The following is a 19,019-nucleotide window of genomic DNA, read 5'->3' as shown; positions in this document are numbered from 1 at the left end:
CGTACCGAGCTTGGGAGCAGCAGTGGCCGTCTGGGACGACCTGGTGGGCCAGGAGCGGGTGGTCGAGCAGCTGACCGCCGCCGCCCGGGCGGCCGGGGCGACGGTCGCCGCCGGCCGCGGGGCCGCGCCGGAGCCGGGCGGCAACGCCTCGCTGATGACGCACGCCTGGCTGTTCACCGGGCCGCCCGGGGCCGGCCAGACCACCGCCGCCCGCGCCTTCGCCGCCGCCCTCCAGTGCACCAGCCCGGACCTCGCGCTCGGCGGCACGCCCGGCTGCGGGTTCTGCGACGGCTGCCACACCGTGCTGGCGGGCAGTCATGCGGACGTGAAGTACGTGCGCACCGACGGCCTGTCGATCGGCGTCGGCGACATGCGTGACCTGGTGCTGCGCGCCTCCAGCTACCCGACCGGCGGCCGCTGGTCGGTGATCCTGGTCGACGCCGCCCACCGGCTCACCGAGGCCGCCGCCAACGCCCTGCTCAAGGGCGTGGAGGAGCCCTCGCCGCGCACCGTCTGGCTGCTCTGCGCGCCCTCCGTCCAGGACGTCCTGCCGACCATCCGCTCGCGCTGCCGCCTGCTGGTGCTGCGCCAGCCCGCCGCCGAGGCCGTCGCCGACATGCTGGTGAGCCGTGACGGCGTCGACCCGGGGACGGCCCGGCTGGCCGCGCTCGCCGGCCAGGGGGACATCGAGCGCTCCCGCCGGCTGGCCGTCGACGACGAGGTCCGGACCCGCCGGGCCGAGGTGCTGCGGATCCCGCTGGAGGTCGCCGACATCGGCGGCTGCCTTTCCGCCGCCCAGCGGCTGGTCGACACCGCCAAGGCCGACGCCGAGGCGCTCGCCGAGACCCAGGACGCCAAGGAGACCGACGATCTCAAGGCCGCGTACGGCGCGGCCGAGGGAAGCAAGGCGCCGCGCGGCATGGCCGGGGCCGTCAAGGAGCTGGAGAAGCGGCAGAAGAGCCGTGCCACCCGCACCCGCCGGGAGACACTCGGCGTCGCCCTGCTCGACCTGCTGAGCTTCTACCGGGACGTGCTCGCCCTGCAGCTCGGCTCGACGGGCGCGCTGTCCAACGAGGACCAGCGGTCGGCGCTGGACCGGGTCGCCCAGGCCGGTCCACCGGAGGGCACGCTGCGCCGGATCGAGGCGGTGCTCGCCTGCCGGCAGGCGTTGGACCGCAACGTCGACCCGCTGCTCGCGGTAGAGGCGATGACGGTCGCGCTGCGGGCGGGTTAGCGCGCGACGCCTCGCGGCGGGCTGCGCGGCTCCACGGGCTGTACGGGCTGTACGGGCTGCACGGCGCTCAACGGGACTTCACGGGGCTCCGGGGGCTCACGGGGTCCGGGGGCTCGGGGACTCACGGGGCTCCGGGGTAGGGCTTCCCGCGCTAGTGGCGTGTCCCACCTTCGAGTGAACGGGCCGTACGCGCCGGGCACACCCACGTGTGACCGCCGGGTCGTCTTGCACGCTGGGGCCGACTGCGCCCCGACGCCGGGGCCGTCGCGTCCCGTCCGGCGCCGGGCCCCACCGGTCGTCCGGCCCTCCTCCCGAGGCGGTGCGTCCCATGGTCCGTTCGCTCCTCGTCGTTCCCCTGCTGGCCGCCGCCGGGGGCGGTGTCTGGCTCGCGCGCGGCGCCCTGCTGCGCTGGCGCGACCTGCGGGCCGCCGAGACCTACGAGCTCACCGGTGACCAGCGGCCGATGCTGCTGCGCGCGGCCGGCGCGATGGTGTGCGGGGTCTGCGTCACGGCGCTGACGCTGCTGACGGCCCTGGGGACGTTCGGCGGCCTCGGGTCCCAGGACCCGCGCTCCGGCTCCGCGGAGTTCGGTGCCGACTCCGACGCCGCGGTGGGCAGCGGCGCCGAAGGTGCGCGGCCGGCGGCTCCGCCGACCCCCGAGGCCGCACCGGTGACCGCCTCCGCCACCCCGGCCGGTGCCACCACCCCCGCCCCCGCGCCGGTGGCCAGCCGTTTCGACAGCGTCGGCCACCCCGCCGGCGGCGAGCTGCTGCAGTCCGCCGTGCTCGGCCCGGACGGCCACCCGCGCAACGTCCGGGTCTGGCTGCCGGCCGAGTACGCCAAGGACCCGAACGCGCGCTTCCCGGTGGTCGTGATGCACGCCGCCACCCCGCGCACGACCGCCGACGTCGAAGTCCCCGACGTCTTCGAGGGCCTCGGCTCCGCCGTCCAGACCGGCAAGGCCCGCCCGTTCATCCTGGTTGCCCCGGAGGCGCCGAACGGCACGGCGCACCCCTGCGAGCTGGTCGCCGCCGCCCCGCAGGCCGTCGCCGACGACGCGGCGCTGCGCACCACCATCGCCGCCACCTTCCGCACCCTGCCGCCCGGCCCGGCCTCCTGGGGCGCGCTCGGCGTCGAGGGCGGCGCACCCTGCGCCGCCGCCGCCGCCCTGGCCCGCCCCGACCTGTACGGCGCGGCGGCCGCGGTCTCCGGCCGGTACGACAACACCGCACTGGCCCAGACCGGTGCCGAGGCCCCCGCCAACGCCGCCCCCAAGCTGCTGCTGGCCGCGGCCAAGGCCGACAGCGCCGGCCTGGACGCGGCCCGCAAGCTGCAGGCCGCACTGCGCGGCGGCACCGGCGCGGCGGCCCGCGCCGACGTGCGGATCTCCGACAATGTGCAGGACTACACGGCGGACCGGGAACGGCTGCGGCTGGTCCGGCAGGCGGCGCAGTACCTGGCCGAGACGCTGGCCAAGGCGTCCTGAGCTGCGGCCGAGCCGCCCTGCGCGGTGCACCGGCGGGCACTACGCTTCGCCGTACCCGGGCGTCGGCAGCGGCCGCGGCCCCGTACCCGAGGGCCGAGGGGAACAGATGAGGGCGGAGCGGGAGCGGATGAGGCCAGAACGGGAGCGGCGCGGGACGGCGGTGGCCGCGGTGGTGGCCGCCGGGTTGCTGATCGGCGGGTGCAGCTCCAGCTCGTCCACGCCGCACGTCTCCTCCTCGGACACCGTCGCGCCCGGCTCGCCCTCGTCCCCCTCGTCCCCCGGCGCGGGGCCGGCCTCCCGCCCCGGGGTCACACCGCTGGAGCCGCTGCCGGCGGCCGTCCCCGCAGCGCTGGCGCCGTACTACGGGCAGCGGCTCGCCTGGCAGCCGTGCGACGAAGGCTTCGAGTGCACCACCTTCACGGTGCCGCTGGACTACGGCCACCCGGCGGGCGGGGACCTCACCCTGTCGGCCGTCCGTGCCCCCGCCGTCCCGGCCGGCTCCGGTACGGGCTCTGCCGGCCGGCTCGGCTCGCTGCTCCTCAACCCCGGCGGCCCCGGCGGCTCCGCGGTCGACTACGTGGAGGCCGTCGCCAGGACGTACGACAGCGGGGTGCGCGCCCGGTACGACCTCGTCGGCGTCGACCCGCGCGGCGTCGGCCGCAGCTCCCCGGTGACCTGCCTCGGCGGCGACCGGATGGACGCGTACACCGCCGCCGACATCACCCCCGACGACCAGGCCGAGATCGACGCCCTGGTCGCCGCCGACAAGGAGTTCGCCGAAGGCTGCCGGCAGCGGGCCGGCGACCGGCTCGGCCACCTGAGCACCGTCGAGACCGCCCGCGACATGGACGTGCTGCGCGCGCTGCTCGGCGACGAGAAGCTCAACTACGTCGGCAAGTCGTACGGGACCTTCCTCGGCGCCACCTACGCCGGGCTCTTCCCGAGCCGCACCGGCCGGATCGTGCTGGACGGCGCGATGGACCCGTCACTGGACGCGCTCACCGGCAACCGCACCCAGGCCGGCGGCTTCGAGACCGCCTGGGCGGCCTTCGCCAAGGACTGCGCCCAGCACGACGACTGCCCGCTCGGCCGGACCGAGCAGCAGGCCGGCGAGCAGCTCACCGCCCTGTTCAGGACGATCGACGCCCAGCCGCTGCCGACCACCGACGGCCGCCGGCTGACCGAGGCCCAGGCCACGACCGGTGTGATCCAGGCCATGTACGCCGACTTCCTGTGGCCCCGGCTGCGCACCGCGCTCGCCGACGCCAGGAGCGGCGACGGCACCGGCCTGCTCAAGCTGTCGGACTCGTACTACGAACGCGGCTCGGGCGGCTCGTACCCCAATCTGATGTTCGCCAACATGGCGGTGAACTGCCTGGACCTGCCCGCGCCGTTCACCGGGCCCGCCGGAGTCCAGCAGGCGGTGCCGCAGTTCGAGCAGACCTCGCCGCAGTTCGGCCGCGACATGGCCTGGATGGCGTTGCCCTGCACGTACTGGCCGGTGAAGGCCACGGGAGCGGCACACACCATCCGCGCCGCCGGAGCCGCGCCGATCGTCGTCGTCGGCACCACCCGCGACCCGGCCACCCCGTACGCGTGGGCGCAGTCGCTGGCCGGGCAGCTGGAGTCCGGCCGGCTGCTGACCTACGAGGGCGACGGGCACACCGCGTACGGCCGGCACGACGCCTGCGTGGACGGCGCGGTCAACCGGTACCTGCTGGGCGGGGAGGCACCGGAGCAGGGGAAGCGCTGCGGTTCGTAGGGCGCGGTGCCGGGGTGGGGGAGAGGGCGGTAATTTCCGCTTCAACTGTCGGCCGGTACGACGTTACGATGAGCGCCCCGCCACCCCTGTCACCCCTCACCGGAGCGCACCGTGCTCGGAGTCAACGACCTGGCGACGTACATCCTCGGCGCCCTCGTCATCATCCTCCTCCCCGGCCCCAACTCCCTGTACGTGCTGTCCGTCGCCGCCCGCAAGGGCGTCCGGACCGGCTACACCGCCGCGGCCGGCGTGTTCGTCGGCGACCTCACCCTGATCAGCCTCACCTCGCTGGGCGCCGCCTCGCTGCTGGAGGCCAACCCGGCGGTCTTCGCCGTGGTGAAGTTCGGCGGCGCCGCCTACCTGCTCTGGATCGGTATCGGCATGCTCCGCGCCGCCCGCCAGCTCTGGCGCGAACGCCGGGCCGCCGCCACCGCGGCCCCCGACGCCGCCGCACCCGCCGCGGAGCCCGCCGAGCGCCCGTTCCGCCGAGCCCTGGTGATCAGCCTGCTGAACCCCAAGGCCATCCTGTTCCTCCTCTCGTTCTTCACCCAGTTCGTGGACCCCTCCTACGGGCAGCCCGCGCTCTCCTTCGCCCTCCTCGGCGGAATCCTGCAGACCTTCAGCCTGCTCTACCTCTCCATGCTGATCTTCGCGGGCACCACCCTCGCCACCGCCTTCCGCCGCCGCAAGCGCCTCTCCGCCGGTCTCACCAGCGGCGTCGCCGTCCTCTTCGCCGGCTTCGCCGCCAAACTCGCCGTCTCCTCCGCCTGATCCCCCCGCCCCGGCAACCCGTTACGGATCACCCGCGAACCTGTGTAGACTGGCCCGCGTTGCGACCGCGCGTTGCAGCGGCGCCGCCTTAGCTCAGTTGGCCAGAGCAACGCACTCGTAATGCGTAGGTCATGGGTTCGAATCCCATAGGCGGCTCAGGAGTTGAAGGCCCGGTCGGTTCACCGACCGGGCCTTTGGCGTTCACGGTGTGCGCCGGGGGCGGTTCGGGCCGCCGCGTGGGTGGGGGTTTCAGGCCGCCTGGTGGTGCCTGGGGGCCGGTTCCGGCTCGGGCGGTGGGGGAGGGGTGGCCGGGCGGTTCGCGGTGGGCCGCAGCAGGGCGGCGACCACGGCCGCGCCTGCCAGTGCGGTGAGGGCCGCGACGAGCATGGTGTGGTCCAGCGCGGTGGCGAAGGCCGTCCGGATCAGGGACTCCGGGGTGCCGGCCGGGGTCTGGCCGGTGCTCAGGACGCGGGCGGCGGCGGCCGGGTCGGGGACTCCGGGGCGGCCGGCCAGTGTGGTGCGCAGCCCGTCGTCCAGGATCAGGCCGAAGACCGCGATGCCGAGGGCCTGGCCCAGCTGGCGGAAGGTGTTGAGGGCGCCGCCGGCCATGCCACCGCGCTCGGGCGGGACGGCGGACATTGCGCTTGCGGCCAGGACGGGGCTGACCGCGCCCACGCCGAGGCCGGTCAGGGCGAGGCCGGGCAGCAGGGCCGTCCACCCTGAGGAGCCGTCCAGGGTGCACTGGAGGAGGGCGCCGGCGCCGATCACGGCGAGGCCGCCGCCGAGCGGGACCGCGGCCGGCAGGGTGGCCAGCCGGCGGCCGGCCACGGCGGAGACGACGAAGGTGACGGCGCTCATCGGCAGCATGGTGAGCCCGGCGGCCAGCGGGCCCTGGCCGAGCACCGCCTGCAGCCAGAGCGAGGTGTAGGGGAGGTAGGAGAACGCGGCGGCGGAGTAGACCAGGCCGCAGAGCATCACGCCGGTGAAGGTCGGGCGGCGGAACAGCGCGAGGTCCAGCAGCGGGTGCGGGCTGCGTGCCTCGATCAGCAGGAACGCGGCGAGGGCGACGACGGCGAGTGCGGCGAGGGCGAGGACCGGCGTCGACGTCCAGCCGTCGGCGCCGCCCCGGACCAGCACCAGGACGAGCGCACCGGCCGCGACGGTGAAGGCGGCGGCGCCGGGCAGGTCGGTCCGGCGGGCGGCGGGGTCGCGGGACTCCGGCAGGGTGCGCAGGGTGAGTGCGACGGCGGCGACGCTGATCGGCAGGTTGACCAGGAAGATCGACCGCCAGCCCAGGTACTCCGTCAGCACCCCGCCGGCGATCGGCCCGATGGCGGCCGCCGCACCGCTGACGGCGCCCCAGACCCCGAACGCGACGGCGCGGTCGCGGCCCCGGTAGGCGAGGTTGAGCAGGGCCATCGCGGTGGCGAACATCGCCGCGCCGCCGGCCGCCTGGACCACCCGGGCGGCGACCAGCACCGGGCCGTTCGGGGCCAGTCCGCAGGCCAGCGAGGCCAGCGCGAAGACGACCAGCCCGGTGGTGTAGACCCGGCGGCGCCCGTGCCGGTCGGCCAGCGCGCCGAGGCCGAGCATCAGGGCGGCCAGCGCGAGTGCGTAGCCGTCCAGCACCCACTGCAGGCCGGCGAAGTCCATGCCCAGTGCGGTGCCCATGTCGGGCAGCGCCACGATCACGATGCTGACGTCGGTCAGCAGCATGAAGACCCCCAGGCTGACCGCGACCAGCGGCCACCACTTCCGCATCCCCGTACTCCTCGTTCCGTTGCCCGGCCAGGGAGGCCGGGGCTCCGCCACTCTGGGCCCGGGGTGGGATGCTGCGCCGGACAGCGGTGATGATCCGACGGATTTCGACACTCACTACAGTCCTACTGGTGGAAATCGTGATGCTGGACGATCTGGACCGCGCGCTGCTGCACGCCCTGCACGTGGACGGCCGGGCGCCGTACCGGCGGATCGCCGAGGTCCTCGGGGTGTCCGACCAGACCGTGGCCCGTCGTTACCACCGGCTGCGCGCCGACGGCGTCCTGCGGGTGGTGGGGAGGACCAGGGCCCGGATGCTCGGCGAGGTCGACTGGCTGACCCGGGTCCGCTGCGTACCGGACGCGGCGGCGGCGATCGCGGAGGCGCTGGCCCGCCGGCCGGAGACGTCCTGGGTGAGCCTGCTCTCGGGCGGCGGCGAGATCGTCTGCAACACCCGCTCCCCGGCCCGGCCGGACCGTGAGGAGCTGCTGCTGGGAAAGCTGCCGCGGACACCCCGGGTGCTCTCGGTCAGCGCGCACTACCTGTTGCGGACCTTCGTCGGCGGGACGGCGGCGTGGAGCGGGCGCACCTCGGCGCTGACCTCCGCACAGGTGGCCCGGCTGCGGTGCGCCTCGCGGGCCGCGGACGGGGAGGGCGCGGAGGCCTCGGAGGCTCCGGGCGCGCCGGTGGTGCCGGACGAGCTGGACCGAGGTCTGCTGGCGGCGCTGGCGGAGGACGGGCGGACGCCGCTCGCCGAACTGGCGGCCCGGACCGGGGGGTCGGAGGCGACGGTTCGGCGCCGGCTGGCCGCGCTGACCCGGTCGGGACTGCTCTATTTCGACGTGGACGTGGAGCCCCGGCGGCTCGGTTTCGAGATCGAGGCGTTCTGCTGGCTGACGGTGGCTCCCGGCCGCCTGACGGCCGTGGCCCAGGCGGTGGCGGACCACCCCGAGGTGGGCTTCGCCGCCGCGACCACCGGGCCGACCAATCTGGTGGCGGGCCTGGTCTGCCGGGACATCGAGGCGTTCTACGGCTATCTGACGGACCGGCTGGGGGGCTTGGACGGGGTCGGCGCGCTGGAGACGGCGCCGGTGATCCGGAGCGTCAAACGGGCTGGGCTGCTCATCCGATGATCAAAGGTATTTGCTCGGATTCTGCGCCACCCTGGCCGATAGTTTGTCTACTTATTATCCGACAAATTTTGACGCTTGTGATTCTTCTCTAAAATCCCTCGCATGACCGTCCGGGCACCGTTAGTATCGGAACGATTGCTTTCGGTGAGCGATCGGTGCTGGGCCGCGAAGGGGTAGCTGTGACTTGGAAGCTGCGCGCCGTGCTGCGTCATGTCGCCTATCCGACCCTGCTGGTCACCGTGGTGTCGATATCGGTCGCGGCCCTGCGCTGGCGGTGGGATCTCGGGCGCACGAGCCAGGTCTTCCTGCTCGGCACCATCGGCTGTCTGACGGCTCTGGAACGGTTGATTCCGTACGAACCCGCATGGCAGCCGAGCCTCGGCGAATGGGGCTGGTACGGCGTCTACTTCGTTCTGACGATGATCGGCGGGGCGCTGGCACAGCTGCCGGTGACGGCCGCGGTCGGGTGGCTGGCGCCGCCCCACCCGACGCTGCCGCTCTGGGCGGAGATCCCGGCGGCGCTGCTGCTCGGCTCGCTGGCCAACTACCTGATGCACCGTTGGAGCCACAGCAATCCGTGGCTCTGGCGGCTGCACGGGGTGCACCACGTGCCCGAGAAGGTCAACGTCGCCAACAACGGGGTCAACCACATCGTCGACGTGCTGGTCACGCAGGGCACCGTCCAGATCTCGCTCGCGCTGGCGGGTTTCTCGGCGGAGTCGGTGTTCGTGGTGGGCCTGTTCGTGGTCGCCCAGGGCTATTTCGTGCACGCCAATGTCGATGTCCGGCTCGGTGTTCTCAACCACGTCTTCGCGGGTCCGGAGCAGCACCGGCTGCACCACAGCGTCGACGTGGCGGAGGCCGGGCACTACGGCTCCGACCTCTCCGTCTGGGACCACGCCTTCGGCAGCTTCACCTGGCAACCGGGCCGCCGGCCGGCCGCGGTGGGTCTGCATCGTCCGTCCGAGTTCCCCCGGACGGACGAGGTGATCGCCAGTCATCTCCGCGCCTGGCGTCGGCCGGTGCGGCCGGTCCGGGCCGACGACTCCCCGGCCTGACCGCCCGCTGTCCCGGCGGCCCACGCCGAAGTCCACCTGTCCGCGCCCTCCCCGAGCTCCGGCCTGTCCCCTACCGGCCTGTCCCTATCGGCCTGCCTCCATCGGCCGTCCCTCCTGTCCCTCCCTACCGGCCCGCCCGTCTCTCAGGCCGGCCCGGCTCCGCCCTGCCCGGAGCCGGCCACGGCCGCCTTCCCCATGCCCGCGCGGCCTCCCACGCCCGTGCCGTGCGCGCGAACGCAGCGACACAAGGACTCGACCATGACGGATTCACGCCTCGCCGCCGTCCCCGCTCCCTCTGATTCCCCAACCGACTCCCCAGCCGACTCCCTGGCCCCCTCCGCCCCTGCCGCCACCGCCACCGCCCCTGCCGCCACCGCCACCGCCACCGCCGCCACCGCGGCCCACGCCGCCGATGCCGACGGCCCGGAGCGGATCGCGATCATCGGCATCGGCTGCCGGCTGCCGGGCAGCGCCAACGACCACCGGTCGTTCTGGCAGAACCTGGTCGACGGCAAGGACTGCCTCACCCCGACCCCGCGCAGCCGGTACGACGTGGCCACCCTGGGCAGCCGGGACAAGGCCAAGCCGGGCCGGCTGGTGGGCGGCCGGGGCGGCTACATCGACGGCTTCGACGAGTTCGACCCGGCGTTCTTCGGGATCAGCGGCCGCGAGGCCGACCACATGGACCCGCAGCAGCGGAAGCTGCTGGAGGTGGCCTGGGAGGCGCTGGAGGACGGCGGGCAGAAGCCGGCCGAGCTGGCGGGGCGTGAAGTCGGCGTCTACGTCGGCGCGTTCACGCTGGACTACAAGATCGTGCAGTTCTCGGACCTCTCGTTCGAGACCCTGGCCGCGCACACGGCCACCGGCACGATGATGACGATGGTGTCGAACCGGATCTCGCACTGCTTCGACTTCCGCGGCCCCAGCGTCTCGCTCGACACCGCCTGCAGTTCCTCCCTGGTCGCCGTCCACCTCGCCGCCCAGAGCCTGTTGCGCGGCGAGACCGACCTCGCGCTGGCCGGTGGCACCCTCCTGCACATCGCGCCGCAGTACACGATCGCCGAGACCAAGGGCGGCTTCCTCTCCCCGGAGGGCCGCTCGCGCACCTTCGACGCCTCGGCGGACGGCTACGTGCGGGCCGAGGGCGTCGCCGTGGTCGCGCTCAAACGGCTCTCCGACGCCCGGCGCGACGGCGACCCGATCCATGCCGTCATCATCGGCAGCGGGGTCAACCAGGACGGCCGCACCAACGGCATCACCGTGCCCAACCCGGACGCCCAGGTCACGTTGATCGAGCGGGTCTGCGCCGAGGCCGGGATCACGCCCGGCAGCCTGCAGTACGTCGAGGCGCACGGCACCTCCACCCCGGTCGGCGACCCGATCGAGGCGAACGCGCTGGCCCGGGCGCTGGCCATCGGCCGCCGGCCCGGCGACGCCTGCTACGTCGGCTCGGTCAAGACCAACATCGGGCACACCGAGTCCGCCTCCGGTCTGGCCGGGCTGATCAAGTCCGCGCTGGCGCTGAAGCACCGGCTGATCCCGCCGCACATCAACCTGGAACGGCTGAACCCGGCGATCGACCCGGCCACGCTGCCGTACCGGATCCCGACCGAGCCGACCCCCTGGCCCGCGCACGAGGGCCCGGCCCGGGCCGGCGTCAACTCCTTCGGCTTCGGCGGGACCAACGCCCACGTCCTGCTGGAAGCCGCCCCCGAGGCCGCCGCCCCCGAGGCCGCCCCGGAGAACGCCGCCGAGCCGGAGAACGCCCTGGCGGGGCGGCGGCCGGGCGGGTACACCGTCCTGCCGCTCACAGCCCGGGACGCGGCGGCGCTGCCGGAGCTGGCCGCCGGCATCCAGGGCGAGCTGGCCGGCGTCCGCGGCGGCACCCCGGCCCGGCCGGCCGACCTCGGCCACACCCTGGCCCACCGCCGCCAGCACCTCGATGCCCGGCTCTCCGTGGTGTACGACTCGCGGGAGTCGCTGGACGAGGCGCTCACCGCCTACCTGCGCGGCGAGCCGCACCCGCGGGTGCTGACCGGCCGGCGCCGTGAGGCCCGGCACCGCAGGCTGGCCTGGGTCTTCACCGGCATGGGCCCGCAGTGGTGGGCGATGGGCCGGCAGCTGTTCACGACCGAGCCGGTCTACCGGGAGGCCGTCGAGGCCTGCGCCGAGCACCTCGCCGAGCTGACCGGCTGGTCCCTGACCGAGGAGCTGGCCGCCGACGAGGCGCACTCCCGGATGTCCGAGACCTGGCTCGCCCAGCCCGCCAATTTCGCCGTCCAGGTCGGCCTGGCCGCGCTCTGGCGCAGCCGCGGCGTCCGCCCGGACGCGATCGTCGGCCACTCCACCGGCGAGGTCGCCGCCTTCCACGAGGCCGGCGTCTACGACCTGGCCGACGCGGTCAAGGTGGTGGTGCACCGCAGCCGGCTCCAGCAGAAGCTGGCCGGCACCGGCGGCATGCTGGCCGTCGCGCTCTCCGAGGCCGAGGCGCTCCGCCGGCTCCGCCCGTACGGCGACGCGGTCTCGGTGGCCGCGGTCAACAGTCCGGGCTCGCTCACCCTCGCGGGGGACGAGACGGTGCTGGAGGAGCTGGCCGCCGCACTCACCGCCGAGCAGGTCTTCGCCCGCCCGCTGACCGTCGAGGTGCCGTACCACAGCGCCCGGATGGAGCTGATCAAGGACGAGCTGCTGGAGTCGCTGGCCGACCTCAAGGCCCGCCCCGCCCGGGTGCCGCTCTACCTGACCGGCCAGGAGGGCACCGCGTACGGCACCGAGCTGGACGCCGCCTACTGGTGGCGCAACGTGCGCGACAGCGTCCGCTTCCAGCAGGCGGTGGAGCGGCTCGCCGACGACGGGTTCAGCCTCTTCCTGGAGATCGGGCCGCACCCGGTGCTCGGCCGCTCGATCCAGGAGACGGTGGCGGCCCGCCCCGGCGACGCCGACCGCCCCGAGGTCCGCACCCTGGCCTCGATCCGCCGCCAGGAGGACGAGCAGGCCGCCTTCACCGCCTCGCTGGCCGCCCTGCACAACCTCGGCGTCGAGGTCGACTGGTCGGTGCTCCAGCCCGCCGGGCGGCCCGTCCCGCTGCCGCGCTACCCCTTCAAGCGGGAGCGGCACTGGGTGGAGCCCCGGCCGGTCGAGCAGGTCCGGCAGGGCCGGCTGGACCACCCGCTGCTGGGACGCCGCCTCGACGGCGCCGAACCGGCCTGGGAGGCCCGGCCGGACGCCGAGGCGCTGCCGTACCTGGGGGACCACCGGATCCAGGGCCAGGTGCTCTTCCCCGCCGCCGGCTACCTGGAGATGGCCGTCCAGGCGGTCCGCGCGCTGACCGGCGGCACCGACGCCGCGCTGGCCGGCATCGAGCTGCGCAAGGCGCTCTTCCTGCCCGACGACGAGAGCCGCGCCGTCCGGCTGACCCTCTCCGCCGAGAACGGCACCTTCACCATCAGCACCACCGGCCGCGGCGACGGGCAGGAGCGCACCGTCCACGCCGCCGGTACCGTCCGCCCCGGGCAGCGTCGCCGCCCCGGCCACCGGCTGGACGCCGACGCCGTCCGCGGCCGCGCCGCCCGGCACCTGGCCGGTCCCGACTGCTACACCGCCCTGGCCGGGCTGGGCTACCACTACGGCCCGGCCTTCCAGGGCATCCACGAGGTCTGGATCGGCCCCGGCGAGGCGCTGGCCGCCGTCCGGCCGACGGCGGCGATCGCCGGGCAGGGCGCCGGCCACCAGGTGCACCCGGTGCTGATGGACGCCTTCTTCCAGACCCTGCTGACGCCCCAGCTGCTGGTGGACGGCCCGGCCGGCACCGGCATCAAGCTGCCGCTGGCGATCGACGAAGTCCGGCTGGACGCCGTCGGCGAGCGCCCGCTCTGGGTGCACGCCACCGTCACCCGCGACGGCGGGGACGAACTGGTCGGCGACATCGCCGTCTACGACGAGGACGGCGTGCCGCTCGGCGGGATCACCGGCTTCCGGGCCGCCGACGTGGAGAAGGCCGCCACCGCCGTCGGCCTCGCCACCATCGACGGCTGGCTCGCCGAGCCCGTCTGGACGGAGCTGCCGGACGAGCCTGGCACCCCCGACCTGCTGGCCGAACATCCCGACCACTGGCTGCTGTTCGCCGACACCCAGGGCGTGGCCGAGGAGCTGGCCGCCCGGATCACCGCCCGCGGCGGCAGCTGCACGCTGGTCCGCCCCGGCCCCGGCTACTGCCCCGCCGCCGACGGGCGGGCGGCCACCGTCGAGCCCGGCTCCGCCGCGGACCTCCGCCGGCTGCTGGCCGACCGCCGGGCCGGGGGAGCCCCCGACCCGGCCGCCGTCGTGCACCTCTGGAACCTCGACCGGCCCGCGCTGGCCGGCGCCGACCACGCCGCCGTGGCCGGCCACACCGGCACCGGCGCGTACAGCCTGATCGCGCTGGCCACCCTGCTGCCCGCCGAACTCCCCGAGGCCCGGCTGCACATCGTCACCCGCACCGCCCAGGCCACCGCCCCCGGCGAGCCGGTCGAGCCGCTCGGCGCCCCCGCCTGGGGCATCGGCCGGGTGCTGCGCCACCAGGAGCTGCCCGGCCACCCAGGCAAGCTCGTCGACCTCGGCCCGGCCGGCCCGCCCGCCGAGGAGGCGGCCGCGCTGCTGCGCGAGTTCGGGCTCGCCGACGAGGACGAGATCGCGCTGCGGGCCGGCCGCCGGCTGACCAGCCGGCTGCGCCCCGCCGAGGGCCTGACCGGACCGCTGCCGCCGAGCCTGCGCCCGGACGGCGCCTACCTGGTGACGGGCGCGTTCGGCGCGCTCGGCCGGCTGCTCTGCCGCACGCTGGTACGCCGCGGCGCCCGCCGGCTGATCCTGGTCGGCCGCAGCCCGCTGCCGCCGCGCGAGCAGTGGCGCGGTCTCGACCCGGAGAGCCCGGCCGGCCGCAACGCCGCCTTCCTGCGCGAGCTGGAGGCGCTCGGCGCCCTGCCCGTCCCGGTGCCGCTGGACGTCACCGACGAAGCGGCGCTGGCCGCCTGGCTGGCCGAGTACCGGGCGCTGGACTCGCCGCCGATCCGGGGCGTCTTCCACCTGGCCGGGCAGGTCCGCGACACCCTGGTGCCGGAGCTGGACCGCGAGGTGTTCGACGCCGTCCACGGCCCCAAGGTGCTGGGCGCCTTCGCCCTGCACCGCCGGCTCGCCGACGAGCCGCTCGACCACTTCGTGCTGTTCGCCTCGATCGCCTCGCTGCTGACCACCGCCGGCCAGACCAACTACGCCGCGGGCAACGCCTTCCTGGACGCGCTGGCGCACCACCGCCGGGCGCTCGGCCTGCCCGCGCTCAGCATCGACTGGGGCCCGTGGGCCACCGGCATGATCGAGGAGCTCGGCCTGATCGACCACTACCGCAACAGCCGCGGCATGAGCTCGCTCGCGCCCGAGGCCGGGATGGCCGTGCTGGAGCGGGTGCTCGGCCAGGACCGCGCGCAGCTTCTGGTCGCCACCGTGGTCGACTGGCCGGTCTTCCTCTCCTGGTACCCGGCCCCGCCGCCGCTGGTCGCCGACCTGGCCGCCGCCGCCCGGGAGAGCGTCCCGGTGCCGCGGCAGAGCAGCCTGCTGGACGCGCTGCGGGCGGCCGGGGAGGAGGAGCGCCGGGCGCTGCTCACCGCGCGGTTCACCGTGCTGGCCGCCGCGGTGCTGCGGGTTCCCGCCGAGCAGATCGGGCCGACCACCGGCCTGAGCGGCCTCGGCCTGGACTCGCTCCTCGCGATGGAGCTGCGGGCCCGGCTCAACACCGAACTCGGCACCGCCCTCCCGGTGGTGGCGCTGCTCTCCGACGCGCCGGTGGCCGAGCTGGTCGACCGGCTGCACACGGGCCTCGCCGAGCTGATCGAGGAGGACGGCACGAGCGCGGCCGGGGCCGGGATCGTCCGGTACGAGGACGAGTCGAGCCACCCGCTGACGCAGAACCAGAAGGCGCTCTGGTTCCTCAAGCAGCTCAACCCGGACGGCTTCGCCTACAACATCGGCGGCGCGGTCGAGGTCCGGGTGGAGCTGGAGCCCGAGCTGATGGCGGCCGCCTTCCGGGCGATGGTCGAGCGCCACCCCAGCCTGCGGGCCAACTTCGTGCTGGACGGCGGCCGGGCCGTCCAGCACGTCCGCGCCGTGGCCGAGCCGGACTTCGGTGTCGTCGACGTCGAGGGCCTGGCCTGGCCCGAGGTCCACGACCTGATCGTCCGGGAGTACCGCAAGCCGTACGACCTGGAGCGGGATCCGCTGGTGCGGTTCCGGCTGTTCCGGCGCGGCCCGGCCCGGTGGGTGATCATGAAGGCCGTCCACCACATCATCTCGGACGCGATCTCCACCTTCACCTTCATCGAGGAGCTGCTCGCCGTCTACGAGGGGCTGCGGCAGGGCCGGGCGCCCGGGCTGCCCCCGGTCGGCGCCCGCTACCTGGACTTCCTCAACCGGCAGAACGAGTTCCTGGCCGGCCGCGAGGCGCCGCGGATGCTCGACTACTGGCGCTCGCACCTGCCCGCCGAGGTGCCGGTGCTCGGCCTGCCCACCGACAAGCCGCGCCCGGCGGTGCAGACGCACAACGGCGCCTCCGAGTTCTTCGTCCTGGACGAGGAGCTGAGCGCCCGGGTGCACGCGCTCGCCCGCGAGCACAACGTCACCGTCTTCATGGTGCTGCTCAGCGCCTACTACCTGCTGCTGCACGCCTACTCGGGCCAGGACGACATCATCGTCGGCAGCCCGGTGACCGGCCGCACCGACGAGGAGTTCGCCGGCGTCTACGGCTACTTCGTCAACCCGCTGCCGCTGCACGTCTCACTGGCCGGCGCGCCCACGGTGGCCGAGCTGCTGGCGCAGGTCCGCACCACGGTGCTGGGCGGGCTGGACAACCAGGAGTACCCGTTCGTGCTGCTGGTGGAGAAGCTCGGACTCCAGCACGACCCGAGCCGCTCGGCGGTCTTCCAGGCGATGTTCATCCTGCTCCACCACAAGGTGGCCACCGAGAAGTACGGCTACCACCTGGAGTACATCGAACTCCCCGAGGAGGAGGGGCAGTTCGACCTCACCCTGTCCGCCTACGAGGACGAGGCGGAGCGCCGCTTCCACTGCGTCCTCAAGTACAACACCGACCTCTTCCTGCCGGAGACGACGGCCCGCCTCGCCGGGCACTACGTCAACCTGCTGGAGGCGCTGACGGTGGCCGGCCCCGACCGCCCGGCCACCGGGCTGGAGCCGCTCGGCCGGGAGGAGCGCGCCCTGGTCCTCCGGCAGTGGAGCGGGGCCGACCGGCGGGTGGCGCACGAGGAGCCGGTGCACGAGCTGATCCTGCGGGCCGCCGCGGCCGATCCGACGGCGCCCGCCGTCGCCGCCCCGGCGGAGTCCGGGCCGACCGCCCGGCTGAGCCACGGCGAGCTGGCCGAGCGCTCCCGGCGGGCGGCCGCCCGGCTGCGGGCGCTAGGGGCCGGGCCGGGCGCGGTGGTGGCGCTCTGCCTGGAGAAGTCGCCGGAGCTGATCACCGCCCTGCTGGCCGTCCTCCGCACCGGCGCCGCCTACCTGCCGCTCGACCCGGGCCACCCGGCCGACCGGCTCGCCTACATGGTCGGGCACGCCGGCGCCGGGCTGCTGATCGGCGACCCGGAGCGGCTCGCCGGGCTGCCGGTGCGGGTCGTGAGCCCTTCCGAACTCGACCAGACGGACGAGGAGTTCGAGGAGTTCGAGGACGCGCCGGCCGACCTCGACGCCCCCGCGTACGTCATCTACACCTCCGGCTCCACCGGCCGCCCGAAGGCGGTGCAGGTCTCCCACCGCAACCTCGCCTCGGCCTACCAGGCCTGGCGCACCGAGTACCGGCTGGAGAGCGAGGCCAGGGTCCACCTCCAGATGGCCAGCACCTCCTTCGACGTCTTCACCGGGGACCTCGTCCGCGCGCTGTGCTCGGGGGGCACGCTGGTGCTGGTCGGCCGCGAGCTGCTGTTCAACACCGCCCGCCTCTACGAGGTGATGCGCACCGAGCGGGTGGACGCCGGCGAGTTCGTCCCGGCGGTGGTGCGGACGGTGGTCGCCCACTGCGAACGGTCGGGCCTGCGGCTGGACTTCATGCGGCTGCTGGTCGTCGGCTCGGACGTCTGGAAGGTGGAGGAGTACCAGCGGCTGCACGCGCTCTGCGGCCCGCGGACGAGGCTGGTCAACTCCTACGGCCTCACCGAGGCCACCATCGACAGCGCGTACTTCGAGGGCCCGGCCGACGGCCTGGAGCCCAGCCGGATGGTCCCGATCGGCCGGCCGTTCCCGAACAGCGCCTTCTACCTGCTGGACCGGCACGGCCGCCCCGTCCCGCCCGGCGTGCCGGGGGAGCTGTGGATCGGCGGCTCCGGGGTGGCGCTCGGCTACGCCGGCGACGAGGAGCAGACCGCCCGGCGCTTCGTCACCCTGCCCGTCGGCGGGGAGGACGGCACCGAACCGGTCCGGCTCTACCGCACCGGGGACCTCGCCCGCTGGGACGCCTCCGGCGGGGTGCACCTGCTCGGCCGGGCCGACTCCCAGATCAAGGTGCGCGGCCACCGGATCGAGCTCGGCGAGATCGAGACCCAGCTCGCCGAATGGCCCGAGGTGGACCGCGCGGTGGTCACCGTCCGGCCGGACGGGAGCGGCGAGAACGTGCTCTGCGCCTACTGCGTGCCCGCCCCCGGCCGGACGCTGGACCGCCGCGAGCTCCGCCGCCACCTGGCCGGCTACCTGCCGACCTTCATGATCCCCGCCCACTTCACCGAGCTGCCCGCGCTCCCGCTCACCGCCAACGGCAAGGTGGACGTCTCCGCGCTGCCCGCCCCCCGGGCGGTCGCCGCCGAGCAGGCCGCCGAACCGCCGGTCACCCTCTACGAAGTCCGGATGGCGGAGCACTGGCGGGCGCTGCTCGGGATCGAGGAGCCCGGCCTCCAGCACGACTTCTTCGAGTGCGGCGGAAGCTCGATCAAGCTGATCGAGCTGATCCACGGCCTGCAGAGCGAGTTCAACATCGGCATCCCGGTCAGCCAGCTGTTCAAGGTCACCACCCTGCACGGGATGGCCAGGACGGTGGAGCACATCATCACCGGCCGGATCGAGGGCGCCCAGCCGTACCTCTGGTTCAACCAGGAGCAGCATCAGACCGTCTTCTGCTTCCCGCCGGCCGGCGGCCACGGCCTGGTCTACCGGCAGTTCGCCGCGCACCTGCCGGAGTACCGGATGGTCGCCTTCAACTACGTCGCGGGCGACGACAAGGTCGACCGGTACGCCGACCTGATCGAGACCATCCAGCCGGACGGGCCCTGCGCCCTGCTCGGCTACTCGCTCGGCGGGAACCTCGCCTTCGAGGTGGCCAAGGAGCTGGAGCGGCGCGGCCGGGCGGTGCCCCATGTGGTGATCGTGGACTCGCACCGGATCCTGGAGTCCTTCACCCTCGGCGACGAGCACGTGCAGGCCTTCGAGCGCGAGCTCGCCGAGCACCTCCAGCGGCACACCGGCTCGGACATCGTCGCCCAGGAGACCCGCGAACAGGCCCGGGAGTACCTGCAGTTCTGCAGCCGGACGCCCAACCTCGGGGTGATCACCGCGCCGGTCAGCGTGATCTCCGACGACGCCAAGGTGGCCCTCTACGCGGCCGGGGAGCGCGGCGCCTGGCACGGCAGCTCGGCGACCGGGACGGCGGTGTTCCGGGGCTTCGGCACCCACGCCGAGATGCTCGACCACGAGTACATCGCCCGCAACGCCGGGCTGGCCAGGGACATCCTCGCCGGAGGTGCCGCCCATGCGTCCTGAGGCCCCCCGTGCCGAGGCCCTGCGCCCCGGAGTC

At 74.6% G+C, this 19,019-nt stretch carries 8 protein-coding genes and 1 tRNA gene; 8 read left to right on the top strand and 1 reads right to left on the bottom strand.

Features of this window, described 5'->3' with window-relative positions:
* Positions 1–22 precede the first annotated feature (22 nt).
* From ACZ5WK_RS14770 to ACZ5WK_RS14750, 5 genes are all read left to right on the top strand, one after another.
* Entirely contained in the window at positions 23–1,234 is a 1,212-nt protein-coding gene (locus ACZ5WK_RS14770) for a DNA polymerase III subunit delta' (RefSeq protein ID WP_465547715.1), read from the top strand.
* A 328-nt stretch (positions 1,235–1,562) separates the two neighbouring features.
* The gene (locus tag ACZ5WK_RS14765; RefSeq protein ID WP_465547714.1) at positions 1,563–2,720 is read left to right on the top strand and encodes a hypothetical protein; all 1,158 of its coding nucleotides are present in this window, start codon (positions 1,563–1,565) and stop codon (positions 2,718–2,720) included.
* 127 nt (positions 2,721–2,847) lie between these two features.
* Positions 2,848–4,482, top strand: coding sequence for an alpha/beta hydrolase (locus tag ACZ5WK_RS14760; protein ID WP_465547713.1), 1,635 nt, complete (start codon positions 2,848–2,850; stop codon positions 4,480–4,482).
* 111 nt (positions 4,483–4,593) lie between these two features.
* Entirely contained in the window at positions 4,594–5,253 is a 660-nt protein-coding gene (leuE, locus tag ACZ5WK_RS14755; protein ID WP_465547712.1) for a leucine efflux protein LeuE, read from the top strand.
* Between the two features lie 82 nt (positions 5,254–5,335).
* A tRNA-Thr gene (locus tag ACZ5WK_RS14750) sits at positions 5,336–5,409 on the top strand.
* Positions 5,410–5,502: 93 nt separating this feature from the next.
* On the opposite strand, the gene ACZ5WK_RS14745 is transcribed toward ACZ5WK_RS14750, so the two are convergent.
* The gene (locus ACZ5WK_RS14745; protein ID WP_465547711.1) at positions 5,503–7,014 is read right to left on the bottom strand and encodes an MFS transporter; all 1,512 of its coding nucleotides are present in this window, start codon (positions 7,012–7,014) and stop codon (positions 5,503–5,505) included.
* Positions 7,015–7,142: 128 nt separating this feature from the next.
* Here ACZ5WK_RS14745 and ACZ5WK_RS14740 point away from each other — a divergent pair, with 128 nt between their 5' ends.
* The 3 genes from ACZ5WK_RS14740 to ACZ5WK_RS14730 all read left to right on the top strand — a co-directional run bounded on the left by ACZ5WK_RS14740 (position 7,143) and on the right by ACZ5WK_RS14730 (position 18,985).
* Complete coding sequence (locus tag ACZ5WK_RS14740) at positions 7,143–8,144, top strand: Lrp/AsnC family transcriptional regulator (protein ID WP_465547710.1); 1,002 nt, start codon at positions 7,143–7,145, stop codon at positions 8,142–8,144.
* A 179-nt stretch (positions 8,145–8,323) separates the two neighbouring features.
* The gene (locus tag ACZ5WK_RS14735) at positions 8,324–9,202 is read left to right on the top strand and encodes a sterol desaturase family protein (RefSeq protein WP_465547709.1); all 879 of its coding nucleotides are present in this window, start codon (positions 8,324–8,326) and stop codon (positions 9,200–9,202) included.
* A 258-nt stretch (positions 9,203–9,460) separates the two neighbouring features.
* Entirely contained in the window at positions 9,461–18,985 is a 9,525-nt protein-coding gene (locus ACZ5WK_RS14730) for a non-ribosomal peptide synthetase/type I polyketide synthase (protein WP_465547708.1), read from the top strand.
* Positions 18,986–19,019: the final 34 nt, after the last annotated feature.

This window comes from Kitasatospora sp. NPDC032757 (genome assembly GCF_055579305.1).
This window is presented reverse-complemented; position numbering and strand designations above follow the sequence as displayed.

Excerpts from the sequence above, each read along its gene's own strand:
- ACZ5WK_RS14730 (WP_465547708.1), top strand. The coding sequence starts at position 9,461 with ATGACGGATTCACGCCTCGCCGCCGTCCCCGCTCCCTCTGATTCCCCA.
- ACZ5WK_RS14745 (WP_465547711.1), bottom strand. The coding sequence starts at position 7,014 with ATGCGGAAGTGGTGGCCGCTGGTCGCGGTCAGCCTGGGGGTCTTCATG.
- ACZ5WK_RS14760 (WP_465547713.1), top strand. The coding sequence starts at position 2,848 with ATGAGGCCAGAACGGGAGCGGCGCGGGACGGCGGTGGCCGCGGTGGTG.
- ACZ5WK_RS14765 (WP_465547714.1), top strand. The coding sequence starts at position 1,563 with ATGGTCCGTTCGCTCCTCGTCGTTCCCCTGCTGGCCGCCGCCGGGGGC.